21 protein-coding genes are annotated in these 25,834 nt (G+C 65.7%); 13 read left to right on the forward strand and 8 right to left on the reverse strand.

All coding sequences use genetic code 11. The features are described from left to right. Positions 1 to 27 precede the first annotated feature (27 nt). Entirely contained in the window at positions 28 to 747 is a 720-nt protein-coding gene (locus M2390_RS05885) for an SOS response-associated peptidase (RefSeq protein ID WP_259177594.1), read from the reverse strand. 60 nt (positions 748 to 807) lie between these two features. Here M2390_RS05885 and M2390_RS05890 point away from each other — a divergent pair, with 60 nt between their 5' ends. Both M2390_RS05890 and M2390_RS05895 read left to right on the forward strand, forming a co-directional pair. Continuing rightward, positions 808 to 1,197 (forward strand): YchJ family protein, encoded by a 390-nt coding sequence (locus tag M2390_RS05890; protein WP_121688767.1) that lies wholly within the window; start codon positions 808 to 810, stop codon positions 1,195 to 1,197. 659 nt (positions 1,198 to 1,856) lie between these two features. Then, positions 1,857 to 2,312 carry a hypothetical protein gene (locus M2390_RS05895; protein WP_259177595.1) on the forward strand — a complete coding sequence of 152 codons (456 nt, stop codon included), beginning with the start codon at positions 1,857 to 1,859 and terminating at the stop codon, positions 2,310 to 2,312. Between the two features lie 112 nt (positions 2,313 to 2,424). Here the strand turns inward: M2390_RS05895 and M2390_RS05900 are convergent, their stop codons facing one another. From M2390_RS05900 to M2390_RS05910, 3 genes are all read right to left on the reverse strand, one after another. Continuing rightward, a complete protein-coding gene (locus M2390_RS05900) occupies positions 2,425 to 3,468 on the reverse strand; it encodes an FUSC family protein (protein ID WP_259177596.1) in 1,044 nt (347 codons plus the stop codon). A 117-nt stretch (positions 3,469 to 3,585) separates the two neighbouring features. Beyond that, a complete protein-coding gene (locus tag M2390_RS05905) occupies positions 3,586 to 4,617 on the reverse strand; it encodes an App1 family protein (RefSeq protein WP_121688975.1) in 1,032 nt (343 codons plus the stop codon). A gap of 60 nt (positions 4,618 to 4,677) precedes the next feature. Beyond that, complete coding sequence (locus M2390_RS05910; RefSeq protein WP_259177597.1) at positions 4,678 to 5,343, reverse strand: DedA family protein; 666 nt, start codon at positions 5,341 to 5,343, stop codon at positions 4,678 to 4,680. Between the two features lie 252 nt (positions 5,344 to 5,595). Between M2390_RS05910 and M2390_RS05915 the strand changes: the two genes are divergently transcribed. The 7 genes from M2390_RS05915 to leuS all read left to right on the forward strand — a co-directional run bounded on the left by M2390_RS05915 (position 5,596) and on the right by leuS (position 16,913). Beyond that, entirely contained in the window at positions 5,596 to 7,005 is a 1,410-nt protein-coding gene (locus M2390_RS05915) for a cytochrome ubiquinol oxidase subunit I (protein ID WP_121688763.1), read from the forward strand. 16 nt (positions 7,006 to 7,021) lie between these two features. Beyond that, the gene (gene cydB, locus M2390_RS05920; protein WP_259177598.1) at positions 7,022 to 8,032 is read left to right on the forward strand and encodes a cytochrome d ubiquinol oxidase subunit II; all 1,011 of its coding nucleotides are present in this window, start codon (positions 7,022 to 7,024) and stop codon (positions 8,030 to 8,032) included. A 12-nt stretch (positions 8,033 to 8,044) separates the two neighbouring features. Then, entirely contained in the window at positions 8,045 to 9,730 is a 1,686-nt protein-coding gene (cydD, locus tag M2390_RS05925; protein ID WP_259177599.1) for a thiol reductant ABC exporter subunit CydD, read from the forward strand. Beyond that, on the forward strand, positions 9,727 to 11,430 hold the full coding sequence (gene cydC / locus M2390_RS05930) for a thiol reductant ABC exporter subunit CydC (RefSeq protein WP_259177600.1): 1,704 nt from the start codon (positions 9,727 to 9,729) through the stop codon (positions 11,428 to 11,430). The genes cydD and cydC overlap by 4 nt, the downstream gene beginning before the upstream one ends. A gap of 90 nt (positions 11,431 to 11,520) precedes the next feature. After that, positions 11,521 to 12,771 carry an MFS transporter gene (locus tag M2390_RS05935; protein WP_259177601.1) on the forward strand — a complete coding sequence of 417 codons (1,251 nt, stop codon included), beginning with the start codon at positions 11,521 to 11,523 and terminating at the stop codon, positions 12,769 to 12,771. 9 nt (positions 12,772 to 12,780) lie between these two features. Continuing rightward, positions 12,781 to 14,220, forward strand: coding sequence for an anthranilate synthase component I family protein (locus tag M2390_RS05940; RefSeq protein ID WP_259177602.1), 1,440 nt, complete (start codon positions 12,781 to 12,783; stop codon positions 14,218 to 14,220). A 182-nt stretch (positions 14,221 to 14,402) separates the two neighbouring features. Then, positions 14,403 to 16,913: a leucine--tRNA ligase gene (gene leuS, locus M2390_RS05945; RefSeq protein ID WP_259177603.1), complete on the forward strand. Its 2,511-nt coding sequence runs from the start codon at positions 14,403 to 14,405 to the stop codon at positions 16,911 to 16,913. A 74-nt stretch (positions 16,914 to 16,987) separates the two neighbouring features. On the opposite strand, the gene M2390_RS05950 is transcribed toward leuS, so the two are convergent. Next, positions 16,988 to 17,752 (reverse strand): SDR family oxidoreductase, encoded by a 765-nt coding sequence (locus M2390_RS05950; RefSeq protein ID WP_259177604.1) that lies wholly within the window; start codon positions 17,750 to 17,752, stop codon positions 16,988 to 16,990. Positions 17,753 to 17,852: 100 nt separating this feature from the next. On the opposite strand from M2390_RS05950, the gene M2390_RS05955 reads away from it, so the two are divergent. Then, positions 17,853 to 18,701, forward strand: coding sequence for a helix-turn-helix transcriptional regulator (locus tag M2390_RS05955; RefSeq protein ID WP_259177605.1), 849 nt, complete (start codon positions 17,853 to 17,855; stop codon positions 18,699 to 18,701). Between the two features lie 6 nt (positions 18,702 to 18,707). Here the strand turns inward: M2390_RS05955 and M2390_RS05960 are convergent, their stop codons facing one another. Continuing rightward, positions 18,708 to 19,277, reverse strand: a complete 570-nt coding sequence (locus tag M2390_RS05960) for a histidine phosphatase family protein (RefSeq protein WP_259177606.1) — start codon at positions 19,275 to 19,277, stop codon at positions 18,708 to 18,710. Between the two features lie 795 nt (positions 19,278 to 20,072). On the opposite strand from M2390_RS05960, the gene M2390_RS05965 reads away from it, so the two are divergent. Both M2390_RS05965 and M2390_RS05970 read left to right on the forward strand, forming a co-directional pair. Continuing rightward, positions 20,073 to 20,513: a ComEA family DNA-binding protein gene (locus tag M2390_RS05965; protein WP_259177607.1), complete on the forward strand. Its 441-nt coding sequence runs from the start codon at positions 20,073 to 20,075 to the stop codon at positions 20,511 to 20,513. Between the two features lie 224 nt (positions 20,514 to 20,737). After that, positions 20,738 to 23,005: a ComEC/Rec2 family competence protein gene (locus M2390_RS05970; RefSeq protein WP_259177608.1), complete on the forward strand. Its 2,268-nt coding sequence runs from the start codon at positions 20,738 to 20,740 to the stop codon at positions 23,003 to 23,005. Here the strand turns inward: M2390_RS05970 and M2390_RS05975 are convergent, their stop codons facing one another. Continuing rightward, positions 23,006 to 23,425, reverse strand: coding sequence for a RidA family protein (locus M2390_RS05975; RefSeq protein ID WP_259177609.1), 420 nt, complete (start codon positions 23,423 to 23,425; stop codon positions 23,006 to 23,008). A 109-nt stretch (positions 23,426 to 23,534) separates the two neighbouring features. On the opposite strand from M2390_RS05975, the gene M2390_RS05980 reads away from it, so the two are divergent. Continuing rightward, positions 23,535 to 24,149, forward strand: coding sequence for a TetR/AcrR family transcriptional regulator (locus M2390_RS05980; protein WP_259177610.1), 615 nt, complete (start codon positions 23,535 to 23,537; stop codon positions 24,147 to 24,149). 200 nt (positions 24,150 to 24,349) lie between these two features. Here the strand turns inward: M2390_RS05980 and M2390_RS05985 are convergent, their stop codons facing one another. Beyond that, on the reverse strand, positions 24,350 to 25,576 hold the full coding sequence (locus M2390_RS05985) for a Cys-Gln thioester bond-forming surface protein (RefSeq protein WP_259177611.1): 1,227 nt from the start codon (positions 25,574 to 25,576) through the stop codon (positions 24,350 to 24,352). Positions 25,577 to 25,834 lie beyond the last annotated feature (258 nt).

The following is a 25,834-nucleotide window of genomic DNA, read 5'->3' on the forward strand; positions in this document are numbered from 1 at the left end:
ACGATTCTTGACATCGGTGCGGCGTTCCTAGGCGGCCACCGGGTCGATGAGTTCGGGACTGTTTCCGCGCACCGGACCCACCCGATCCACGCGGAAGTCCCGCGCCCAGGCGGCTCCGGCCTCGGCCACCGTGCCCAGCAGGGCGGCATCGCCGGTAACCGAGCCGTCGATCCAGTGGAGCCACAGCTCCCGTGGGAGGAACACCGGATTACGGTCATGAATCTCGGCCAGGTTGGGTGCGGTGGGCTGGGTCAGGATGGTCGCGGTGAGGTGCCAGCGTGCCGGGTCATTCTCCGGAAGCGCGGGGTCCGGCCACCAGGAGTAGAGCCCGGCAAATGCGGTGATCTGATGGGCTGCGGGACGGATGAAATAGGGCACCTTGACCCCGTCCTCGGTGCGCCACTCATAGTAGCCGGTGGCAAACACGACGGCGCGCTGATGCCTGACCGCGGTTTTGAACGTGGGCTTTTCGGCGGCGGTTTCGATCCGCGCATTGAACGTGGGGAACTTGGGGCGCAGCGTCTCGGACCAGCGTGGGACCAGCGACCAGGAGGCACTCTCGAAACGCAGCTCACGATTCAGCTCGGGCCGCGTGGCCTCGAGCAGGATCGGGATCTGCTGGGTCGGGGCGATGTTCCAGGAAGGCTGCCACGACGGCCGCCACTCGGCCGGAGCGCGCCCGGTCTCCTCGATAAACTCGACGATCATGCTGTTGATCTCGCCATCCATGGCAAAGCGTCCACACATGCGCAGCCTCCTTTCCTGAGATGTTATCCGCTGGTGGGGACATCGTGGGAGAATTGAGGCATGGATCCCACACTGCGCTGCCCGTGCCTGAGCGGCCTCACCTACGGTGAGTGCTGCGGTCGCGCCCATGCCGGCACCCCGGCGGCCACGGCCGAGGCGCTGATGCGCTCGCGCTTCTCGGCGTTCGCAGTGGGCGATGTGGACTACCTGCTGCACACCTGGCACCCGCACACCCGTCCCGGTGCCCTGGAGCTCGACCCCGACCTGCGCTGGTACCGCCTCGACATCGAGGGCACCAGCGCCGGCGGCCCCCTGGACCGCGTCGGCACGGTCGAATTCACCGCCTACTACCGCTCCCCGGACGGCAAGGGCACCCAGCACGAACGCAGCCACTTCACCCGCGAAAACGGCCGCTGGTACTACCGCGACGCCGACCCCACCATCGGCTAGCCGCTAGTCGCTAGTCGCTAGTCGCTAGTCGCTAGTTAGCAGCCGTGTGGCGCTTAGCCCACTCCTGGGACGATCCTGATTGAGACGCGGTCCGGTCCGGTCCAGTGCGGCCCGGTGTGGTGAGCGGGGGGCACGTCGCCGTTTCTCCCACACACATGCCCCTGTGGCGACTAGGCATTTTGACACGTCAATTACGTGTCAAAATCCCGCCCTGTTTCTCCTCGCACACGCTTCTGTGGCGAGTACCGGTTTTGACGTGTCAATTACGAGTCAAAACGACCCTCTCTCTCTAAAAGGGATAGGGGCGGGGAGGGTGGTGCAAACAAGGCAAATGGGAAAAGCGCCTCCGATGTCTCCGCTGTCACCGATGCTGCCGATGCTTCTGATATCTCCGCTGTCACCGATGCAGCCGATGCGTCTGAAACCTCCGATTCATCTGGTACCCCGAATCATCTGGTCCCCTCCCGATTTGTCTGCGACGTCCCTGATTTCAGTGCATCCTCGGCGTTCGGAGCGTTCGGAGCGTCCGTGATGTCCGTGGTGGAACCGGTGAGTTGATCCCGGGACGAGTTCTGATTAGCCTCGCTCAGGTGAACGAGCGGTTGCGCAGGCGTAGGGACCTCGGGCTGTCACAGGCCGGGGCGGCTAGGCGCGCGTCCGTGAGCGTGTCCACCTGGGCACGGTGGGAAGCGGATCCGGTGAGAGTCAAGGACGGTACGCGTGCGGTCTGCGCGCGCGTGTTGGGCTTGGAAGAACGGACGCCGGAGGTTCGCCGGGCGGAGCAGGACACGCTGGAGTGGAAGTGGCTGAGCGGGAGTTTTCTTACACCGGGGCAGGCGCAGGTGCTGGTGGGAATTCTGGAAGGCTGGGCCGACAAGCACCTCGCCCAATGGCTGTTGGAACCCGGGCAGCGCCCGCTTTTTCAGGTTCCCCCGTTTGTCTATTTTGATGCGCGGGTGATGTTTCGTATAGCCGAAAACAGGGCGTTCGCGGATGCCGTGGCGAGAGCCTGTCGCGGGATCGCGAAGGAGTTGATGCGCGGGACCGGGGCCGGAGGGGCTGGAATGGGACATCCCGCTCTCTCCGGGACACCGGCGGGTGAGCGAGCTTCTTGACGCGCGGCATCCGTGGACCTGGTTCGACCACTCCGACGAGATAATCGTGAAGTTCGATGATCTCTAGCCGGGCCAGCGGGCCGGACGGTAAGCGGGCCAGCGCGGCTGGGGGCTAGGCGTCCCCGGTGATCTCCTCGCGGATGCGGCGGAGGTCTTCCATCAGTGAGCCGATCAGGATCCAGTGCAGCGGGTTGGGCTTATGGATGGTGATCGGCGCGGTCAGCATGGGTTCCTCGATCGGAACCGACAGTTCGGGATCGCGGCCGTCGAGGATGCGGGCATCGGCGAGCAGGCGCAGGTCATGGGCGGCGCGGGAGAGTTCCTGGGCGATCGCCCGGACGGTGGGTTCATCGCGCAGCCCGTCGTCATAGTGGTCGTGGAAGGCGCGGCTCATTCCCACAACCCGGTTGGTCAGCGCGCTCAGGGTGTGGATCAGAGCCTTGGTTTCGTTGAGGCGATCCCGATGGTTGCTTCGGCGGGGATTCATCGTGAGTGATTCCTCGCCCACCCGAATCGCCGCCAGGGCCTTATCGCGCATGGGACGCAGGAGGCGTGCCGAAATCATCAGCGAGTCCAGCTCCGCGCGGCTCTGCTTCGAGGGGAGCGCCGCGGCCAGATCATCCAGCTGCGCCGCAACCGATTGGGCCAGCTGCGCGGCCTCACGCTGGGCGGGGGCGAGGATCACCGGCGGCACGATCGCCGCGTTCACCACAAAACCGATGGCCACACCGATCAGGGTCTCCAGGATTCGATGCCAGGCGTAGTCGGGGGTGGCACCGCCGATCGCGAGCACCAGCATCGCCGAAATCGGGATCTGGTTCGAGGAGCCGGGGGACAGGCGGAACACCCAGGCCACCATGATCGAAATCACGATGGCGAGCAGGATCGCCCAGCTCTGCAGGCCAAACACCAGGTTGACGCCGGTGGCGATCAACACCCCACCGATCACACCGATGCTGCGTTCGATCGCCTTACCGGCGGACTGATGCAGGCTCGGTTGGACCACGAGCAGCGCGCCCACCGCCGCGAACACGGGCATCTGCGAGGGCAGCACCGCGGAGGCGGCAAACCAGGCGAGCACGGTGGCGATGGACGTCTTGAGCGCCTGAAGCAGGGGAATCCGCGAACTGGTGCGGATCAGAGAGGTCAGGCGCATGACCCCAGAATATCGGATGGATGCATCAGGGGTGCTGGGCGCGTCGGATAACGACTGGACCGGAAACGCGTTGCGATCCGGACATTCCTCACCGAGTCGGCGGAGGAGACACGGGAATTAGTCGGGCAGGTGAGCGTTTTTGAGGAGGGCCAGCAGGCCGGCACCGTCGGGTGCCGAGAGGCGCAGCACGCCGTCGCTCTCGCTGTCCTCCACGTCGTCGTGACGGCTGCGGCCGCCGGCCAGCACGGCCTCGCCGGTGGACATACGTCGAATCGCGATCGCCCGCACCTGGCCCGGGTGAGCCTGGGAGAAGTCGCGATAGAGGTCCTCGTCATGCTGGCCGTCGTCGCCAACCAGGAGCCAACGAATGTTGGGGAATTCGCTGGCGAGTCGGTCGAGGTTCTGAACCTTGTGGTCGCGGCCGCTGCGGAACCAGCGATCTACGGTGGGACCCCAGTCGGTGAGCAACAGCGCGCCGGCCGGATACAGGTTTCGGGACATGAAGCGGTTGAGGGTCGGGGCCACGTTCCAGGCGCCCGTGGAGAGGTAGATGATGGGGGAGCCGGGACGGGCTCGCACCATCCGGTCCAGGAACACGGCCATTCCGGGGACCGGGACGCGGGCGTGCTCATCCAGCACAAAGGTGTTCCAGGCGGCGACCAGCGGGCGCGGGAGGGCGGTGACCATGACCGTGTCGTCCACGTCGCAGATCACCCCGAAGCGTGCCTCGGGATCCACGATGAACACGTCGGCCGATACGGGCTCATGCCCCTCGGTGGTCAGCGTGATCTGCTGCCATCCCGGCTCAAGCTCGGCGGGAATGACCGCATCGATCAGGCCACCACGGTCGGCGCTCAGGCGGTGTTCCACTCCGGCAACGGTGACGATGACCTCGGCGTCCACCACCGGCACGGTGATGAACGAGCGCCAGCCGCGAATGCGACGGGAGGAATCCTGCTCACGGGTTTGCGGATGGGTGGTGCTTCCGCTGAGGAGCACGCGGCACAGCACACGGACCCAGGTGGTTGAACCATATCCGGTGTAGGGGACCACGGTTCCCCGCCAGCCGCGCTTGCGGCCGCGGCGTTCTCGCCAGGCAAGAATGGCATCGTCAATTCGGGCGGCGCGATGAATGGTTGCCGAGACCATCGCGGAGGGGGAGTGACGTGCGGTGTCGTCGTGGTCAGGCGTGGGCACGGTTCAATTCTGTCATGCTTTGGGGTCGGTCGGGTCCTCGGGGAGGTCCAAATGCTTCGCCTCGCCGCGTCCGATGAGTTTTTTGATGCCCCACACGACCACCAGGAACGCGGCAATAATACCCACAAAAATGTATCCGGCACCGTGAAGTTGGTCGGCCATCTGCCGATATCCACCGGCCGCGGCGGACGCGACACTCACATACGCCCCCGCCCAGATCACACATGCGGGAATTGTCCAGGCAAGGAAGCGACGATAGGTCATACGACTCATTCCCACGGTTAGCGGGATGAGCGAGTGGAGTACCGGGAGAAACCGTGAGAGAAACACCGCGATGCCGCCGCGGCGATCGAGGTAGAGTTCGGCGCGTTGCCAGTTCTTTTCCCCGATTTTGCGCCCCACCCAGGAGCGGCGGATAGCCGGACCAAAGGTGCGGCCGAGCCAGAACCCGATCGATTCCCCCAGTAGGGCACCGATGATGATCGCCAGGACCATCGCGATGAACTCCACCGGCCCGGACACCGCGGTAGAGGCGATGATCACGATGGTATCCCCGGGGACAATCAGGCCGATCAGGACGCTGGTTTCCAGCATCATGCCGATTCCGGCGAGCAGCGTGCGCAGCACGGGATCAACGCTCTGGACAAGGTCGAGGAAGCCGCCGAGGAAATCGTTCACGCGTCTAATCTACGGTAAACACCCCCACCAAGACCGCATCTGGCACCCATTTGGGGGAGTCCTCGTCACCCGTTTCGGGGATTGCGACACCGTGTCGGTTAATATGCGAAACGTGTGGTCAGACCACAGGGTCAAATCATGCTAATCTGAGGTCAACAAGACAGGTCGTACCACAGGAATTACCTCCCTGCACGGAGCTGACGGTCGCATAGTCCACGTAGTTGTCTTGCGTAAACCAGGAGCGTTTGTGACATGAACGAAATTCTCGATCCGCTGATACTGTCCCGGTGGCAGTTCGGTCTCACCACGGTGTACCACTTCCTGTTTGTCCCCTTGACGATCGGGTTGGCCACCACGGTGGCGATCTTCCAGACCGCATGGGTGCGGACCGGTAAGGTGCACTACCTGCAGCTCACCCAGTTCTTCGGCAAGATCTTCATGATCAACTTCGCCATGGGTGTGGTCACCGGTATCGTGCAGGAATTCCAGTTCGGTATGAACTGGTCCAACTACTCCCGATTCGTCGGTGACGTGTTTGGTGCCCCGCTGGCCCTCGAGGGTCTGCTTGCATTCTTCTTTGAGGCCACCTTCATCGGTGTCTGGATCTTCGGGTGGAATAAACTCTCGCCCAAGCTCCACCTCGCCTCGATCTGGTGTGTGGCCTTCGCGACGGCGCTGTCCGCATACTTCATCATCGCCGCCAACGCGTTCATGCAGAACCCGGTGGGCTACCAGATGAACGCCGAGAAGGGTCGCGCCGAGCTCACCAGCATCGGCGAGCTGCTCACCAATAAGGTGGCACTGGCCGCCTTCCCGCACACCATCGCCGCGTGTTTCATGGTGAGTGCCGGTCTGATCGTCGCCGTCGCCGCGTACCACCTGTCGCGTAACCAGCACCTGGACACCATGCGTCCGGCGCTGAAGTTCGGTCTCTGGATGATGCTCATCGCCGGTGCCGGCACCATGTTCTTTGGTGACCAGCTCTCCCTGGCCATGGTGCAGACCCAGCCGATGAAGATGGCAGCCGCCGAGGCGCTTTACAACACCGCCACGGGAGCAAACGCCTCCTTCTCGATCTTCACGTTTGGTACCCCGGACGGACAGCATGAGCTGTTCTCGATCCGCGTGCCCTACCTGCTGTCACTGCTCTCCACCCACTCGTTCGATGGAACGGTTGAGGGTATCCGCGAGCTGCAGGCTCAGTACTCCGCACAGTATGGTCCCGACACCTACTCACCGACCATCTGGATCACCTACTGGGCGTTCCGCTGGATGATCGGTCTGGGCATGTTCCACATGATCGTCGCCGCCGTGGGCCTGTTTGTGACCCGCAAGGGCCGCAGCCCCAAGCGCTGGGTCTGGCGCGTCGCCATCTGGTCTTTCCCGGCCTCCCTGCTGGCCATGTCGATCGGTTGGGTCTTCACCGAGATGGGTCGACAGCCGTGGATTGTGTTTGGTCTGCTGAAGACCAAGGACGCCGTATCGCCCGAGCTGACCGGGTTCCAGGTGCTCCTCTCCCTGATCGGATTTACGATTGTCTACGGTGCACTCGCCGTGGTCGAATTCGGCCTGATCCGTAAGGCAGCCATTGCCGGCCCCGCGCCGGTGGAAACCGCAGACGACGGTTCGGACACTCCGGTGCCCACCGCGACGGTCTACTAGGTAAAGGGAAACCATCATGGATCTTGCACAGCTTTGGTTCTGGATCGTCGGTGCCCTGTTCATCGGCTACTTCATCCTCGACGGCTTCGACTTCGGTGTGGGCATCTCGCTGCCCTTCCTCGGTAAAAACGACTCCGAGCGTCGCGTCCTGATTAACACCATCGGTCCGGTCTGGGACCTCAACGAGACCTGGGTCATCGTGGCCGGTGCGTGTTTGTTCGCCGCGTTCCCCGAGTGGTACGCGACCCTGTTCGCCGGGTTCTATCTGCCACTGTTCCTCATCCTGATTGCGCTGATTCTGCGCGGTGTCTCCTTCGAGTACCGCCACCAGCGCAAGCACGAGAGCTGGAAGCGCTCCTTCGACACGATGATCTTCATCGGGTCGGTTATCCCCGCACTGCTCTGGGGTGTCGCCTTCGCCAACGTCGTACGCGGCGTTCCGCTGAACGAGCACTTCGACTACGTGGGTGGGTTCTGGAACCTGCTGAACCCGTATGCGCTGCTGGGTGGTGTCACCACGCTGCTGCTGTTCTTCCTCAGCGGTCTGTACTTCATCCTGCTGAAGACCGATGGTGACCTGCACGCTCGGGCTCAGAAGCTTGCGGTCAAGGTGGGGATCATCACCATCGTGGTTGCGGCCAGCTTCCTGGTGTGGACGATCATCATGTCCGAGTTCAAGCTCGCCACGATCATCTGCTCGGCGATTGCCGCCGTGGCTCTGATCGGCGCGGTTGCGCTCAACTACCTCCGCAAGGAGGGGCTGAGCTTCGCGGCCGTCGCCGTGACCGTCGCCGCCGCCGTGCTGACCCTGTTCGTGACCCTGTTCCCGAACGTGATGCCCTCCACGATCGACCCAGCAACCAACAGCCTGACCATCGAGAACGCCTCGTCCTCGACCTACACGCTGGAGTTCATGAGCTGGGTGGCCGTGATCGCACTGCCCCTGATCCTGCTCTACCAGGGCTGGACCTACTGGGTCTTCCGGAAGCGGATCACCCACGCGACGATCGAGGCTGCGGCCCACTAGGGTCCATTCACGATGCGTCCGCTTGACCCCCGCCTGCTGCGCTATGCCCGTTCAATCCGCGTCTACCTCGCGGCTCAGACCCTGATTGGATTGGTCACCACCGCGTGTGTGATCGGCTTTGCCGCCGTTCTTACCCGGATCGTGACCGGGGCCCTGGATGGAGATTCGCTCTCCGTCCTGGGCCCGTGGCTCGGCGCGCTGGTGGGGGTCGCTGCGGTTCGCGCGCTCACCGTGTGGGCGAGCGAAACGCTCTCGATGCGCGCGGCCGGCCGGGTCAAGGCCGAGCTGCGCGGCAAGATCCTCGACGCCACCCGAAAGCTCGGTCCGAGCTGGCTGGCCCGGCGCGGATCGATCTCGGTCGCGACCCTCTCGGGCCGCGGCATGGATGCGCTGGATGACTACTTCGCCAAGTACCTGCCCCAGCTGATCCTGACCGCCCTGGTCACCCCGATCCTCGTTGTGGTGATCTGGTGGCAGGACTGGGTGTCGGGCATCGTTGTGGTGGTCACCCTGCCGCTGATTCCGTTTTTTATGGCGCTGGTGGGATGGGCAACCCAGTCCATCCAGCGCACCCAGTGGGACACCCTGGGTAAACTCTCGCGCGGCTTCGTCGACCTGCTCGGCGGCCTCGCAACCCTGAAGATTTTTGGTCGCCAGCACCGCCAGGCCGACCGGATGCGCACCATCACCACCGAGTATCGCCAGGCGACGATGAAGGTGCTGCGGGTGACCTTCCTCTCCGGCTTCGTGCTGGAGCTGGCCTCGAGCCTCGCCGTCGCGATCGTGGCGGTGGGCATCGGCCTGCGCCTGGTTGAGGGCGGCATGCTGCTCTCGGTAGGACTGTTTGTGCTGCTGCTGGCCCCCGAGGTATTCCTCCCGCTGCGCAACGTGGGCACCAACTTCCATGCGGCAGCCGAGGGCGTGACCGCCGCCGAGGATGCGTTTGCGATTCTTGATGAGGCGGCCGCGCTGCCCGAAGGCACCACCGGCACTACCGCCTCGGATGTGGCCGGCCGGACTGCGGGCACCGGAATGGTATTCGCCGCGGTGCGCGCCCAGCACGAGGCCGATGCGCCGCTCTCGCATGAGCCGATCAGCGCCGAGGTCCGGCACGGGAAGCTCACCGTTCTCTCGGGCCCGAGCGGCGTGGGTAAGTCCAGTCTGGTCGGCGCTCTGTTGGGCTTCACCGACTTTAGCGGCGAGATCACCCGCGACGGGGTCTCCCTGCGCGGAGTCCCCGCGGGGGAGCGGGACTGGCTCGCCTGGGCCCCGCAGCGTCCCGGCCTGACCGCCGGCACCATCGCCGAGAACGTCACCCTGGGCGACTCGGACCCCGACCCCGCCGTCCTGGCCTGGGCGCTGGAGACCGCGGTTGCCGATGATCTGGACGCGACACGTGACCTGGGTGTGTCCGGTGCCGGTCTCTCCGGCGGGCAGGCGCAGCGTGTGGGCATCGCCCGGGCGCTGTACCGGATGCGTCGACGTGACTGCGCGGTGCTGATCCTGGATGAGCCGAGTTCGGCGCTGGATCACGCCACCGAGGCGCGTCTGGTGAGCAACCTGCGCACCCTGGCCGCGGCGGGTGCCGCCGTGCTGGTGCTCAGCCACCGCGGGGCCTTCCTGGAGGGTGCCGATACTCGAATTGATCTGGTCCCGATCCCCGTACCCGCAGCCGAGCCGATCGAGGTGGACGCATGAGCGCAACAGTGACCCCGGCCCCCTCGGTGGTAACCACCCGGGACGTGCTGAAGGCCGCGCGACCGCGCGGCAAGTACGCCACCGGCGGGCTCCTGTCGGCCATCGGATCGGCCCTGGCCACCGTGGCCCTGATGGCGTGTAGCGCCTACCTGATCACCCGCGCGGCCGAGATGCCGCCGATCATGTACCTCAACCTGGCAATCGTGGGGGTGCGCGCCTTCGCGCTGGCCCGGGCCTTCTTCCGCTACCTGGATCGACTGTTCAGTCACGAGGCGGCCTTCCGTCAGCTGGAAACCGTGCGGGTGGGGCTGCTGGAGCGTCTGCTCCCGATCGCCCCGGCGGGCCTTGCCCGCTCACGCCGCGGTAGCCTGCTGTCCACGCTGGTGTCGGATGTGGACGAGATGCAGAACCTGGGCCTGCGCGTGATCCAGCCGCTGCTGACCGCGCTGGGTGTGTCGATCATCGCGGTTGTCGGCGTGGCACTGCTCTCCCCGGGCGCGGCCCTGGGACTCGCGGTTGCACTGATCCTGACCTTTGCGCTGAGCGCCTGGGCCATCTCAGTGGTCGCCGCCCGAGCCGAGCGTTCGCTCGCCCCGCAACGGGCCAACCTACTGGATTCCCTGGTGGACTACCTCGGTGCGCTCGATGTGCTGGTGGCCTACGGTGCCGAGCCCGCGGCCCGTGCCCGGGTGGACGCGGCGGACAAGGCCCTCACCACCTCGCTGGTTAAGCGTGCCAGCGGCACCGGCATCGCCGCGGCGGCCCTGGCCCTGTTCACCGGCGTGGCGATTGCGATCGCCATGATCAGCGCGATTCCGGTGCTGCACGAGGGCGGCCTGTCGGGCCCCGGCCTGGCCGTGCTGGCCCTGGTTCCGCTCGCGGTGTTTGAGGTCGTGGCCAACGTGCCGCTGGCCCTCGGTGCCTGGCGTCAGGTGCGCTCGAGTGCCGAGCGGATCGCCGGTGCCACCGACGCCGAGCGTGCGTCCGACGTGCCCGCCGAGGTGGGCGCGACCGAGCTGGTGCCGGTGCCCGGTGCCGATCTGCTGGCGTTTTCGAACGTCGCGATCCGTCACCCCGGTGCCTCCGAACCCGCGCTGCGCATCGACTCGCTCAACATCGTGGCGGGCGAGAGCCTGCTGATCGAGGGCCCGAGCGGCGCCGGTAAGACGACCCTGGCCCACGCGCTGGTGCGCTTCATCGACTACACCGGATCGATCCGGTTGCAGGGCACCGAGCTCTCCTCGCTGCATCCCGATACCGTGCGTACGGAAATCGGTCTGTGTGAGCAGGTGCCGTACCTCTTTGACGAGGACATCCGCCAGAACCTGCTGTTCGCACACGAAACCGCCACCGATGAGGACCTGGAACTGATCCTCGACCAGGTGGGCCTCGGCGACTGGGTGCGCGAGCGCGGCGGCCTGTCCGCCCGCGTGGGTGAGCGTGGTGCGCTGGTCTCCGGCGGCCAGGCTCAGCGCCTGGCCCTGGCCCGCGCGCTGCTGCACGAGTTCCCGGTAATTGTGCTGGACGAGCCCACGGCGAGCGTCGAGGGTGACCTGGCAACCGCCCTGATCGCCGACCTGGTGGGCGTCGCCCGCGCCCACGGACGCACGGTCATCCTGATCTCCCACGCCGACGTCGCCGGTGACCTCTTTGACCGTCACCTGCGCATCGAGGCGGGCACCCTCGTCACCGCGGGCTAGCACGGCACAGAAACACCATTCACGCCGCGTGCACCGAACTTCGGGCACGCGGCGTGTAGTGTTGTGCGTCGTTGATGCGCGGGGAGTGACGTGGTAAAAAATCTGTTTGTGGACCTGCGCCCGCTCCGAGACGCACCCGCGTTTGCTCGGATCTGGACGGGAAATACGCTTCAGGGACTCGGGGCGCAGGCTGCAATCATTGCAGTTACCTTTGTCGTGTTTGAACGCACCGGATCCTCACTCGCGGTTGGGCTGATCGGTCTGTGTGTGGCAATTCCGCTCATTGCTCTGGCCCCGATTGGTGGCCTCCTCGCTGACCGTGCGGACCGTCGTCGACTCGCTCGCCTCACGGCATCCGCCCAGACGGTAGTAGCAGTCGGATTCGTGGTGCAGGCACTGGTGCCGGAAGTGTGGCTGGGTGTTCTGTACATACTGGTGGCGGTGCAGTCGGCGATCGGTGCACTGGCAGTACCAGTCCGGCGGACGCTGCTGCGCACAATCGTGCCGCCGGCACTGCTGCCCGCGGCGATCATCCTGACCCTGTTATCCGGCAATCTCGGGATGATTCTGGGCCCCGCGCTGGGTGGGCTGCTGCTCTCGGTCGGGATGGCATGGGCGTGTTTTGGACTCCAGTTGGTGGGCAGCGTGGCCGTGCTGATCGCCGCGATCCTCCTCCCTGTCATTCCCGGATCCCCGAAACCCGGGGCCACCGGGTTTGGCGGGCTTGCCGAGGGGGCCGTGTTTGTGATGCGTCACCGGGTGCTGCGCGGGGTGTTCCTGGCGGATCTAAGCCTCACCCTGCTCGCGCTTCCGGTCGCGTTACTACCCGCGCTCACCGCCGAGCGCTTTGGCGGAGATCCGGTAATCTTTGGGCTGCTCAGTGCGTCACCGGCGGTGGGTGCGGCGCTGCTCGGGCTCGGATCCGGGGCGCTTGGTCGCATCCGTTCCCGGGGCCCGGCTCTGCTGCTGACGACCGCGCTGTTTGGTCTGCTCATGGTGTGCGTTGCGCTCTCGGGTCACTGGTGGATCACGCTCATTTTGCTTGGCCTGGGCGGTATCTTGGACGCGGTCAGTGTCTCGCTCGCTCAGATCATCGTGCAGGAGGAAACACCGGACGATCTGCGCGGCCGGGTTGGCGCCCTCGAACACATGGTCGGGATGGGCGGCCCACAGCTCGGTGCCGCGCGGGCCGGAGCGTTTGGGAGCTGGTGGGGTGCGAGCATCGGCATCGCCGCCGGAGGGGTCTGCGCGATTGTGGCCGCCGCCGCTCTCGGCGCTCATCGCGGCGGGTTGCGGGGGTATCGGGCCGCGGAGTCCACCGACGGGGACGAGCCTCGCTAAACTCTGAGGGTGAACCTGAGTTTTAGTGCCCGCGTGCTGCCGGGATGGGTTGAACCCGATGCGGTCGCCGAGGCCCTGATTGGTGATACCGCGTTCTCCTTTTGGTTGGATGCCGGCGCCGGTGCGGAAGCGGGCCCCACCTACCTGGGCATCGCCAGTACCGTGGTCACGGCCGATCGGTCCGCGGGCACGGTGTGCCTGCGCGAAGGCACCTGCGATCCGAGCCTGTTCCTGCCCGCTGCGGACCTGCCCGACCTGCATGCGGTGCTGGAGTCGGTGCTTGATCGATTCCCGGCGATCGCCGCCGACGTTTCCGGGTTCGGGGGCGGCTGGATCGGGTTCCTCGGCTACGAGTATGGTACCGACCTGGTGGGTGCACCCGCCGCCGCTTCGCGTCCCGGCGCGCTGCCGGATGCCGGCTGGATGCTGGTGGATCGGATGCTGGCCTTTGACCACGGTGCGCGTACCGTGACCCTGATTGAGCGCACGGACCTGCCGACGGATCCGCGGTGGGAGAACCCTGGTGCTGGTGCTGGTGCTGGTGCTGCTGCCCGTGTGCCCGCCTCTGCCGATCACGCCGCGCAGATAACCGCTCCCGCCGCGGGTGCGCCGCCCGTTCCGACCTGGCGTCACTCCGAGGTCGAGTACCGTGCGCTGGTGGAGCGCTGCCGTACCCTGATCGCCGCCGGCGAGGCCTACCAGCTGTGCCTGACCAATGAGGTCATAGTGCCGGGGGCTTTCGATCCGCTGGCTCTCTATCAGCACCTGCGCACACTGAGCCCCACCGACCGCGGGGGATACCTACGGTTTGAGGACACCGCCCTGGTGTCCTCCAGCCCCGAAACCTTCCTCTCCGTGGACACCGTGCGCAGGGTCACCACGCGTCCGGTCAAGGGAACGCGGCGTCGCGATGCCGATCCGATCCGGGACGCCGAACTCGCCGCCGAGGTTCGCGCGGATGAGAAGGAGCGCGCCGAAAACCTGATGATCGTGGATCTCATGCGCAACGACCTGGGGCGGATCGCTGTGCTCGGCTCGGTCACCGTCTCGGAACTGCACGTTGTCGAGACATACTCCCAGGTGCATCAGCTGGTTTCCACCGTCGAGGCCACCATGCGCCCGGACGTACATATCGGAGACCTGTTGCGCACCACGTTCCCCGCGGGGTCCATGACCGGTGCCCCCAAACACCGTGCGATGACCCATCTGGCGGCGATGGAGGCCGGGCCGCGCGGCGCCTATGCGGGAGCATTCGGGTATCGTGACGCGCGCGGATCCCTGGAGCTGTCGATGATTATCCGCAGCATTCTTGTGGAGCCCGGGTGCGCGCGGATCGGTGCCGGGGGAGGAATCACGATTCTGTCGGACCCGGGCCGCGAGTATGCCGAATCCCGTTTGAAAGCGCGCGTGTTGCTCGCGGCACTGGGCGTGGCCGAGACCGATCGCTAGCCCGCGGAGAGCCGTTCGCCACGGGCATCCGGATCGGCACCCGCGTCGGCACCCGGGACCCCGCAATCCGCGGTAACCTAGACGGATACGTGTTCTTTTGCTAGAACCGTTTGTCCTCCACCGTGAGTGGCCACCGAGCGTCGCACCGCGACCGCCCGATTTCGCTTGAGAATGAGAGTTTTGTGAGCACCAACGAGCCCAACATCGAAGAGAAGTACGACTTCTCCGCCATCCAGGACCGCTGGCTGGGGATCTGGGACAAGCTTGCGCCGTTCAATACGGCCGATGTACCCGATGATGCACCGCGCAAGTACGTGCTGGACATGTTCCCGTACCCCTCCGGAGACCTGCACATGGGTCACGCCGAAGCGTTCGCCCTCGGTGACGTCCTGGCCCGCTACTGGCGCGGACAGGGCTACTCGGTGCTGCACCCGATCGGTTGGGACTCCTTCGGTCTGCCCGCGGAAAACGCGGCCATCAAGCGTGGCATCGACCCGCGCGAGTGGACCTACCAGAACATCGAGCAACAGAAGACCTCGTTCCGCCGCTACGCGACCTCCTTCGACTGGAGTCGCGAGATCCACACCAGCGACCCCGAGTATTACCGCTGGAACCAGTGGCTGTTCCTGGAGATGTTTAACAAGGGCCTGGCCTACCGCAAGGACAGCCCGGTCAACTGGTGCCCCAACGACCAGACCGTGCTCGCCAACGAGCAGGTGGTCGACGGCCGCTGTGAGCGCTGTGGCGCGCTGGTGACCAAGAAGAAGCTGAACCAGTGGTACTTCAAGATCACCGACTATGCGGACCGCCTGGTTGATGACCTGAGCCTTCTGGAGGAGGGCTGGCAGTCCAAGGTGCTGAGCATGCAGCGCAACTGGGTCGGCCGCTCGAACGGTGCCGATGTGACCTTCGAGATCGAGGGCCGTCGCGAACCGATCACCGTCTACACCACGCGTCCGGACACCCTGTTTGGTGCCACCTTCATGGTTGTTGCCGCGGATGCCGACCTGGCCGCCGAGCTGGTGGCCGAGGCCGACGCCGAGACCCGGATGAAGTTCCAGGACTACCTGGAAGAGGTCAAGAAGGCCAACGACATCGAGCGTCAGGCCACCGACCGCGAGAAGACCGGTCTGTTCTCCGGCCGATACGCGATCAACCCGGTTAACGGCGAGAAGCTGCCGATCTGGATCTCCGACTACGTGCTGGCCGACTACGGCCACGGCGCGATCATGGCCGTGCCCGCACACGACCAGCGTGACCTGGACTTCGCCAAGGCCTTCGATCTGCCGATCCGCATCGTGGTGGACACCGAGCCGGTTGAGGGCGCGGACGCCGTGGTCGACCCGGCCGAGAGCGGCATCGCGCTGCCCGGTGCCGGCAAGATGATCAACTCGGGCAAGTTCGACGGCCTGACCAAGGCCGAGTCGATCCCCGCGATCATCGCCGACCTGGAGGAGCGTGGCCTCGGTCACGCCTCCAAGAACTACCGTCTGCGCGACTGGCTGATCTCGCGTCAGCGCTACTGGGGCACCCCGATCCCGATCATCCACTGTGGTGACTGTGGTGAGGTTCCGGTTCCCGCCTCCGAGCTGCCGGTGCGTCTGCCCGAGAGCGCGGGCCTGGATCTGCAGGCCAAGGGTGCCAGCCCGCTGGGTGCAGCCGAGGACTGGGTGAACGTGCCCTGCCCGACCTGTGGCAAGCCCGCCAAGCGCGACTCGGACACCATGGACACCTTCGTGGACTCCTCCTGGTACTTCCTGCGCTTCCTGTCCGCCAACTCGGACGAGGTGGCCTTCGACGTCAACGAGGCGAAGAAGTGGGCACCGGTTGACCACTATGTGGGTGGCGTCGAGCACGCGATCCTGCACCTACTGTACGCGCGCTTCATCACCAAGGTGCTGCACGACCTCGGCTATGTCGACTTCGTGGAGCCCTTTACCGCGCTGCTGAACCAGGGCATGGTGCTCATGGATGGCTCCAAGATGAGCAAGTCCAAGGGCAACCTGGTGGAGTTCGCCGGCGAGCTGGATGCCTACGGTGCCGACGCCCTGCGCGTGACCATGGCCTTCGCCAGCCCGCCCGAGGACGACATCGACTGGGCGGATGTGTCCCCGGCCGGTGCCGCCAAGTTCCTCGCTCGCGCCTGGCGGATCTCGAAGGATGTGACCACCCCGTCCGGCAGCATTGCCGACGACGGTGACCGTGCCCTGCGCCGTGAAACCCACCGCTTCCTGGCCGATGCCCCCGCGCTGATCGAGTCGTATAAGTTCAACGTGGTGGTCGCCCGCCTGATGGAGCTCACCAACGTGACCCGTCGCGCGATCGACTCGGGCCCCGGTGCCGGTGACCCCGCCGTCCGTGAGGCCGCCGAGGTTCTGGCCACCGCCCTGAACATCTTCGCGCCGTTCGCGGCCGAGGACATGTGGGCCAACCTGGGCTTCCCCGCCCCGGTTGCGCTGGTGCGTTGGAAAGATGCAGACCCGAGCCTGCTGGTGGCCGACTCGGTGACCGCGGTCTTCCAGGTCAACGGCAAGGTGCGCGACCGCGTGGACGTGGCTCCCGATATCTCCGCCGCCGACCTCGAGGCCATCGCCCTCGCCTCCGAGGGCGTCAAGCGCGCCATCGGTGAGGGCCAGATCGTCAAGGTCATCGTGCGCGAGCCCAAGCTCGTGAACATCGCGATCAAGGCGTAGTACACACACAGAACGGGGCGGTTTCCGAAGGGAAACCGCCCCGTTCTGTGTCTGTGTCTGATGCGTGAGCGGTGCTATTTGCCGTGCGGGTCCAGGCTGTTGACCGCGGCGACGGTCTGCTTATAGTACCCGCGTGCCTCCCCAAACCGGAGGAATTTCACCCGTTCCACCAGGATTTCTTCGGCATCCGGGTTCTCGTGGATCAGCGCCACCGTCTCGGCAATGAACTCGTCCAGCGGCATCGCGAACGCGCTCTCGCGCTGGCCGGGCAGGAGATCGGTGGCCACCGACGGCGGCACCAGCTCCAGCATGCGTACCGAGGTTTCGGCGAACTGGAGGCGCAGCGACTCGGTCAGCATATGGATTGCCGCCTTGGTCGCGTTATAGGTCGGCGTCGCCATGAGCGGGGTGAAGGCGAGGCCCGAACTCACCGTCATGATGGTGGCAGCCGGTCGACTCTGGAGGTGTTCCACAAACGCGCCGATCAGGCGGATCGGCCCGAGCAGGTTGGTGACGACGATCTCTTCGGCGGAGTCAAGGAACCCGCTCGGTCGGGTCCAATCTTCGACACGCATGATTCCGGCCATCGCGATCAGCACGTTGAGTTCGGGGTGGGCGTCGATCACGGCGGTGGCGGCCTGCTGGATGCTGGCCCCGCTTGTGGTGTCGATGTGCACCGTGTGAATGCCCGGGTGAGTGGCGGCGATTTGGTCGAGCAGCTCGGTGCGTCGTCCGCCGATGATGACCGTGTTTCCGGCGTTCTGCAGTGCGAGAGCCAACGCCAGACCGATGCCGCTGGTCGCGCCGGGAACGAAGATCGTGTTTCCTGAAATGTTCATGTTTCGAGTATTGATCCGCTCAGGGACGCGTACCAGAGAGCGGTTATCGGGGGAGGGAGAGTCCCTGGTTTACCCGGTGGGAACGGAGGATACTGGTCACATGGATCGCGACGCTCTCAGCCTGTTTCTCTCCCGCCACCGCGGCGATCTCAAACCCGCTGACGTCGGCTTGCACGCGGGCCCGAGACGGCGCGCCCCCGGATTACGCCGCGAGGAGGTCGCGCAGCTCGCCCAGATGTCCACCGACTATTACACGCGGTTGGAGCAGGGTCGCAGCACGCAGCCGAGTGCGCAGATCCTGTCTGCGCTAGCGCGAGCACTCAGGCTCTCCCCGGACGAGCGTGACTATCTGTACCGGATAGCGGGTTTGGCCGCTCCCGACCGCTCGGCCACCGGCGAGTATGTGGCACCCGCGCTGCTGCGGGTCCTGGACCGGCTTTCGGACACACCCGCGCTGATCGTCTCCCTGCTCGGGGAAATCCTGGTTCAGAATGCGCCCGCGGCCGCGCTATACGGGGAGACCAGCCATCTCACCGGGTGGGAACGCAGCGAGGTTTATCGTTGGTTTGCCCATCCCGAGACCGCACGCACGCTCTATCCCGAGTCGGATCGGGATCGTCAGGGGCGCGCCCAGGTGGCGTCGCTTCGGGCCGCGCTGGGCCTAATGGGGCAGCATTCGCGCGCCGCCGATCTGGTGCGAGAGCTTGAGCGCGTGAGCCCCGAGTTTGTCACGCTGTGGGCAGAACAGCGTGTCCAGCGGCGATTCGCCGACCACAAAACGCTGATCCATCCCGAGCTTGGTGAGATCGAAGTGGACTGTCAGACGCTTTTCACCGAAGATCAAACCCAGGCCCTGCTGGTGCTCTCGGCCGCGCCGCGAAGCGAGGCCGAGAGCAAGCTCCAGATGCTCAGCGTGGTGGGTATTGAGCGCTTTGGGTCCGGTTCATAACCAAAACTAGCCGGGGATGATGCGCATGGCCGCCGTTGCCGAATCCTGCACCAGCTGGGTGACCGATCCATTGCCGACAAATCCCGGGTCTTCGCCGGTGAGTGCGCGCACAATCGAGCGGATGATCACCACATGGCACACCACGATGACCGACTGTCCGGCGTACTGTTCGGCAACCTGAGCGAGGAAGTCTCGCACGCGCAGATCCACCTCCGCGAGGGTTTCAGCCTCGGGAATATCGCCCTCGGGCCAGCGCTCTCGGGCCTCGTCGCGGGGCATCCCCTCGGCTACGCCAAAACTGCGTTCGATGAGGAGCGGGTTGATCACTGCGGGTCGCAGATCCAGCGCCGTGGTGATCGCGGCGGCGGTTTCGCGTGCGCGAGAGAGCGGAGAAACCAGTGCGATATCCCAGGAATGCTCGCCCGTCCTGAGCGCATCCGCGGCGGCAGCCGCCTGGTCCTTGCCCGCGGCGTTGAGCGGAATATCCACCTGCCCCTGATACTTATGGGCGGCATTCCAATCGGTTTCACCGTGGCGAATAAGGGCGATGCGGGCGGGGGATCCCGAGTGCGTCATGCGATTTCTCTTTCTTGCGGGGGGGCGTCGCGGGGGAGTCGTCGCCTCCCTCGGCGGCAAGTATCGTCCCTCTCACGCTAACGCATGTGCCTGGAGTCTCCGGCGGCGTGTCCCCGGCCGGTTCGCGGTGGCCCTCCTCCACAGTGACAATTCTGCCCCGGGTTATCCCCAGGCTGAGGTCCATCACCCTCCACGGCGACGTGCCCACCCTAGCCTCGAACCATGACCTCACACACCGCATTCATCCCGCATCCCGCGCACCGTTCTCCCCGGGAGGACGTCCCGTGGCCGGCAGACCCCGGAGCCACCCGTGTCGGCCCACCGCGCCACGCTCGCCCACCGGATCGAGCGTTCGAGCCACCGGGCCCCGGCGCAACCGGAGTCCTTTCGCCACCCGCGGAGGGCGACACCGGTGGACCTGAACGACCGCCCATCGGCGCTGCCCCGGATATGTCGTCGAGCCGGGTGCGTGGGTTGATAGCGCGGTGGAGGGGACTGGGGGTCCGCGGGCGTGGCCTCGCGGTGGCCGGGGTGGTTGTCGCCCTGGTGACCGGTATCGTTCTGATTCGCTTACTTGACCCCGATGCGGCGGTTTCCACGACGGCCACGGGGTCATCTTCCGTGGCAGTCTCGGCGACGGACTCCGAACGGCCAGCCGAGACACCATCGAGTGTTGACTCGGTTTCCGACAGTGGAGATTTCGCTTCGGGCGGTTCGCCTCGCGCCGATGAATCCTCACCCGCTGCGGGCGACGCCTCCCCCGCTCGCTCGGGGCCCGCGACCGACTCCGTACCCGTGACCGTGCACGTGGTGGGTGCCGTGGCTGCCGCCGGGCTCTACACCCTGACCGGCACCGCGCGCGTGGACGCGGCGATCTCGGCGGCAGGCGGTGCGCTACCGAGCGCGGATATTGCCCAGATCAATCTGGCCCGCAGGGTTGTTGACGGGGAGCAGATCCGTGTGCCCGCACAGGGGGAAACCGTGGTGCCGGCTTCGGGTGGCGCGAGCGGAGTCGCGGGGAGCGGTGACACCCCTCCCGCATCGGGCCCGATCTCGTTGAGCCAGGCGACCGCCGAGCAGCTTGATGCCCTACCGCGCATTGGGCCGGCTCTGGCTGCTCGAATTATCGAGTGGCGAACATCCAACGGTCCGTTCCGAAGCGTCGACGATCTGGCTCGAGTCTCCGGCATCGGCCCGAAAATGATCGTGGCGCTCCGTGGGAAGGTCACACCATGACGGTATCCGAGGTGCTGTGCCGCGTTGGAAAAGGAGCGTGGCGATTGAGTGATCCGGGCCGAATACCCGGTCCCTATCGGCTCGTCCCGGTTGCACTCGTTCTGTGGGGCTTGTCTCTGGGCTTGTCTGTGGGCTCGTCCCTGGGCTTGCCTGTGGACTCGCCACGGTTTGGTTCACGCACCCTCTTTCTTGTGTCGGGGATCATCCTGGCGGTTGGAATTCCGTTGAGTGGCGCAAGCATTCTGGTGTATCGGCGACGGCATCAAGACTCGCGGGGTTCCGAGCTGCGTGCGGTTGTGCGCGCGGCCATGGTGGTGGCGCTGACACTTGTCGCGGCTGTGGGCACGACAAACATCGCGCTGACGCGTGCCCGAGTCGAGGCAGATCCGCTCCTGAGCTTCATTCGGGCCACACCCTCGGTCAATGAGGCGGAGCCGCCCCTGCTGGGGTATCGGGCAGCCCCCGCACGCGCACCCACCGTGTCGATGCGTATTCGCGCTACCGAGCGGGCGCGCCCGATCGTCGCGGCACCGGATGGCACCGAACGCATGGTCCTCGCCGCGCGGACCGTGAGTGTGCGGGGAGCACCCAGCGATGTTCCGGTGTTGCTGGTAGGCGCGCGCCTGGACGCGCTCAGAATCGGAGACACGGCAGACGTGGACGGCAGCGTACGAGAAAGCGCACCCGGGACCGGGGAGGTCGCCTGGGTATCGGTACGCGCAGTTCCTCGAGTCGAAACCCCCGCACCCGGCGGACCTGCTCGGATGGTTCAGCGCGCGGTGGATGGACTGCGCGAGGGGCTCGTCCAGGCGGCGTCGGTTCTCCCCGGAAACGCGGGCACGCTGCTGCCGGGCCTGGCAATCGGGGAGACACGAACGCTGCCCGTCGATCTCGATCAGGCCATGCGCGATACCGGCCTGACCCACCTGGTGGCGGTATCGGGTGCCAACTGCGCGGTGGTGATTGCCGTGTGCGCGGGGTTGGCCGCCCTGCTGGGTGCCGGGCGGAGGATCCGAATTGTGGCGGGGACGATTGGCCTCGGCGGCTTCGTCCTGCTTGTGGGTCCGGACCCCAGTGTGCTGCGCGCCGCGGTGATGGCCGTGGTGGCCCTGGCATTTTTGTTGTACGGGCGGCCCGGCGCGGGCATTCCGCTGCTGAATATCGCGGTGATTGTGCTCCTCCTGGTGGATCCCGGTCTTGCCGGCGACTATGGATTCCTCCTTTCGGTGGCGGCGACGGCCGGGCTGTTGATGCTCAGCACCCCGATCGCCACGGTTTTGAAACGGTGGCTTCCGGGCTGGCTGGCCTATGCGCTCGCGATTCCCACCGCTGCCCAGCTGGCATGTGGCCCGATTCTTATTCTGCTGCGACCGGAGATGACGATGACCGCTATTCCCGCCAACCTTCTTGCCGAACCCGCGGCACCCCTGGCCACGCTGATGGGTGTTATTGCCTGCATCGCGCAGGCACTCTGGCCCCCACTGGGATTCGTCGCCGTGTGGATTGCCTGGCTCCCCACCGCCTGGATCATTGCGGTCGCGCGGTTTTTCGCGGCCGTGCCCGGCGGCATCGTGTCCTGGCTGCCGGGGCCGGTGGGGGCACTCGGACTCTGCGCGCTCACCGTGGTGGTTCTGGGATGTATTTTCCACCGCGCACGGCGTCTGCGCTGGGGTGTTGCCGTCTTGGTGACCGGAACACTGCTGACCGGTGCGGCGGTGGTCCCGCCCATCCTTGCCCGTGCCGGCACGCCGCAAAACTGGATCATCGCCGCGTGCGACGTGGGTCAGGGTGATGCGGTACTTGTGCGCTCTGGAGGCAGCGTGGCGCTGATTGATTCGGGTCGGGAGCCCGCTGCCCTTACCCGGTGTCTGGATCGCCTTGGCATCGATCGAATCAACCTCTTTGTGCTGACCCACTATGACGCGGACCATAGCGGGGGCATCGGCGCGCTGGACGGTCGCATCGACACCGCGTTGATCGCCACCCCACACTCGGAACAGGACAAACGCGTGCGCGCGCAATTGCCCTCCGGTGCCAGACAAGCGCGCGATGGAGATCGAGGAACCCTGGGCGGCCTGAACTGGCGGGTGTTCTGGCCACCTCCGGCGCAAGACGGGTTGAGCGCCAACGGTTCGGCAGTGGTGTGGGGATTCGTCGGGGAGGGCACTCGGGCGCTATTCCTCGCGGATCTCGGGGGCGATACCCAGGCGCTATTGATCCCCTCCCTCGCGGCGAGCGGGTACGCGCATGCTACCGACGTTGTAAAGGTTGCACATCACGGTAGCGCCGATCAGGATCCCGAGCTCTACCGTGTTCTTCACCCACGAATCGGAATCATCTCGGTGGGCGCACGCAACACCTACGGGCATCCGCGCGCCCAAACGCTCGACTTCCTCCGGGCACTGGGCGTCCGAACTATGCGCACCGATTTGAACGGAACCGTGTATATTGTCCGAACCGGGCGCGGGCTGGAGGTGAGAACCGAGAGATAACTAGTGGGTGGCCTCATCCAGGACTGCGGCCACCGCCTCGATCTCAACCAGCTGGTGGTCATAACCGAGAACGGTGACACCCAGGAGCGTGCTGGGCACATCATGATCTCCGAAGGCATCCCGCACGACGTTCCAGGCGCTCACCAGGTCATCCTGACGATTGGAGGCCACGAGGACTCGGGTGCTGATCACATCTGTGATGCTGGCACCGGCGGCCGCCAGAGCCGTCTCCATATTGGCAATGCAGGAGGCGGCCTGAGCGGCATAGTCACCGATGCCGGCGGTGGACCCGTCGGCATTGAGGGGGCAGGACCCGGCAAGGAAAATCAGACGTGCTCCGGCGGGTGCGGTTGCCGCATAGGCATACTGTGCGGTGTCGGACAGGGCGGCGGAACGAATAAGGGTAACGGCTGAAGACATGACTTCCTTCACTGTTGTGTGCGGGGTGGTTTGGGGCAGCGGGCGAGCGCCAAACGCACTTAAGCATACAGTGTTCGTTTAGTGTGTGCGTTGACCTATAGTGGACACCGTGAGTTACTGGGATCATCCAAAGCCGGTGCGGCGAGCCCGCGCCGTCCACATCGACGACGTCGCGCGCGCGAGTATGCGGCTCCTGGATGAGGGAGGGATGCAGTCGCTCAGCATTCGCTCGGTGGCGGGGGTGCTCGGTGTCGCGGCAGCGAGCCTGTATTCGCGAGTTGAGTCGGTGGATGACCTCTATGATCTTGCGCTGGATTGTGCAATGCAGGGCGATCCGGTCATGGGGGAGGCGGTGATTTCCGCGGCGCTGAGCGAGCTGATGCTCGCCTATTATCGTCACCTCGTCCGCCACCCATGGGCCGTGCGAGTGATTGCGATGCGCGCGCCGCGCGGGCCGCACTATGTGCGGCTCAGCGATCGAATGGTTGTGCTGTTGAGCGAGGAGGGCGCGCGCGATCCGCTGGGAACCGCGTATATCCTCGCGAACTATGTGATTGGTTCGGCGACCACCGCGGCGATGGCCCGGAGTGAGCGCGATTCACGCGTGGAGCACGCGCTTGGGCCGGATTATGCGCGGCTCAGGGCGCTGGACCCGGTGGAGCCCGAGTCCATCATGCGAGCCGGACTGGATGTGCTCATTGCGGAGCTGCCCGCCCGTCCGTGAGATGCGCTCCTGGAAACGTTGCTCGCCAGCTCGCCAGCTCGCCAGCTCGCCAGCCAGCCTGCCGGCCCGCCCTCCAGTAATTCTGCAAGCCAGCCCGCTAGCTAGCTAGCTAGCCGACCGGCCTGCCTGCCAGCGCGTGAGATGCGCAACCGGGCCTCGATTCCCGGTGGGGAACCGAGGCCCGGTAATGGAGTGGATTCCTAGGCTTCGCCGCGCGAGCGTCGAAGACGCAGGGCCGCGTACCCCAGGGCCAGCAGGGCACCCGCGACCCCGAGTGCCAGCAGGGGGAACGATTCGCCGGTGGAGGCGAGACGTGCGTTATCGGTTCCCGCGCGACCCGAGGCCGTGGTCGAGGCTGCGGTCGACGTCGGTGCGGTCGGTGCGGCCGTGACTACCGGTCCCGTGGAGGTGCCCGAAGTGGGGGTGCTGCCCGGCGTGGGTTCGGTTGGCGCGACCGCGGACCACGTCACCTCGGCCTGTGCACGTACGGTGGCCGTGCGTGCCTGAACCAGCACGATGGACTGTGCGTGTGCGGTGGCCGTGGGGGTGCTGCTTCCCTCGGCCGCAACGGAGATGACGTTTCCGGTGGGTCCGGCCGCCGAGGCGGTTGCCGTAAGGGTGGCCGAACCGGCGGAGGTGCGATCGCGCAGATCCAGATAGATGGACTGACCATCACGCACCGCGGACGCATCAATCGCGGTGCCCTGCGCATCGGTGATACGCACATCCGGAGCCGAGACGCTCACCGATTCCTGATTGGTCTTGACGGTGAAGGGCCCGGCCAGGCTTCCGGCAGTCTGCGTGGTGCTCGGTGCGGTCAGTGAGGCGCTTGCCGCGCTGGGGAAGGGTGCCGGGGAGGGGGCTGCGTTTGCCCCATGAATCAGATACCAGTAGACGGCTTCCGAGTTCGGGGTCTCCCAGTTCCAGGCGGCGTCGAAGTTCAGGTCGGTATAGCGCCAGATCGCGTACTGGGTGGCTTCGATGGCGTCGTTGACGGCGAGGTCGGTAATTCCGGCCGCGTGTGCCAGTTGTTCCAGGTCGACCGTGGGGTAGCTGTGGGTCAGAACCCAGAGCACGCGGTCCTTGATCTCCCTGTTGGTGAACGCGTTGTTGCCGAGGAAGTTGTCCAGCGAATCGACGCGACCATCCACATCCGTGCGCGCGCTCACATTATGTTCCACGCAGTATGCCCAGCCATCGGGGTCGCCCACCCCGGCGCTGTGATACCAGATGGGGAAGAGCCTGGTGCCGCCGTAGCCCTGGCCGGGGCCGACGTGAACGGTGTCACCGGCAGAGACCGTCGTCGATGTAGAGGTCGGTTCGGCAGCCAGGGCAGCGGCGGGTGCCAGGATGCCGCCCAGGGTGAGAGCCGCCGCGCCGATCCAGCTGGCCAGCCGACGGGTGGTACGTGGTGGATGGGGTGTCATGGGAGTGGCCTTTCGGGGAGAAAGTGTGCGCGCCGCCGGGTGCGATGGGCTGCGCGCGGAGAGTGAGGACAGGGAAATAATACTGACAAATACGCACGTTATGTCACCCAACGGAGGGGGAATATTTGGTGCCGATTCCCGAGCGTATATGCCACCTGCGTTTGGCGGCAATACTGAGGCCCAATGCATGACGAGAGGCCGAGGGAGGACGCCTTCTCCGCCGGTGCCCGTGGTCGCGGTTTGACGGCCTGTCCGCAG

The sequence above is a fragment of the Mycetocola sp. BIGb0189 genome, assembly GCF_024810155.1.
Lineage (GTDB): Bacteria > Actinomycetota > Actinomycetes > Actinomycetales > Microbacteriaceae > Mycetocola > Mycetocola lacteus.

What these genes read in the sequence shown, in the direction of transcription:
- M2390_RS05885 (WP_259177594.1), bottom strand. Translation starts at nt 747, where the DNA reads ATGTGTGGACGCTTTGCCATGGATGGCGAGATCAACAGCATGATCGTC.
- M2390_RS05890 (WP_121688767.1), top strand. Translation starts at nt 808, where the DNA reads ATGGATCCCACACTGCGCTGCCCGTGCCTGAGCGGCCTCACCTACGGT.
- M2390_RS05900 (WP_259177596.1), bottom strand. Translation starts at nt 3,468, where the DNA reads ATGCGCCTGACCTCTCTGATCCGCACCAGTTCGCGGATTCCCCTGCTT.
- M2390_RS05905 (WP_121688975.1), bottom strand. Translation starts at nt 4,617, where the DNA reads ATGGTCTCGGCAACCATTCATCGCGCCGCCCGAATTGACGATGCCATT.
- M2390_RS05915 (WP_121688763.1), top strand. Translation starts at nt 5,596, where the DNA reads ATGAACGAAATTCTCGATCCGCTGATACTGTCCCGGTGGCAGTTCGGT.
- cydB (WP_259177598.1), top strand. Translation starts at nt 7,022, where the DNA reads ATGGATCTTGCACAGCTTTGGTTCTGGATCGTCGGTGCCCTGTTCATC.
- cydD (WP_259177599.1), top strand. Translation starts at nt 8,045, where the DNA reads ATGCGTCCGCTTGACCCCCGCCTGCTGCGCTATGCCCGTTCAATCCGC.
- cydC (WP_259177600.1), top strand. Translation starts at nt 9,727, where the DNA reads ATGAGCGCAACAGTGACCCCGGCCCCCTCGGTGGTAACCACCCGGGAC.
- M2390_RS05950 (WP_259177604.1), bottom strand. Translation starts at nt 17,752, where the DNA reads ATGAACATTTCAGGAAACACGATCTTCGTTCCCGGCGCGACCAGCGGC.
- M2390_RS05955 (WP_259177605.1), top strand. Translation starts at nt 17,853, where the DNA reads ATGGATCGCGACGCTCTCAGCCTGTTTCTCTCCCGCCACCGCGGCGAT.
- M2390_RS05960 (WP_259177606.1), bottom strand. Translation starts at nt 19,277, where the DNA reads ATGACGCACTCGGGATCCCCCGCCCGCATCGCCCTTATTCGCCACGGT.
- M2390_RS05975 (WP_259177609.1), bottom strand. Translation starts at nt 23,425, where the DNA reads ATGTCTTCAGCCGTTACCCTTATTCGTTCCGCCGCCCTGTCCGACACC.
- M2390_RS05985 (WP_259177611.1), bottom strand. Translation starts at nt 25,576, where the DNA reads ATGACACCCCATCCACCACGTACCACCCGTCGGCTGGCCAGCTGGATC.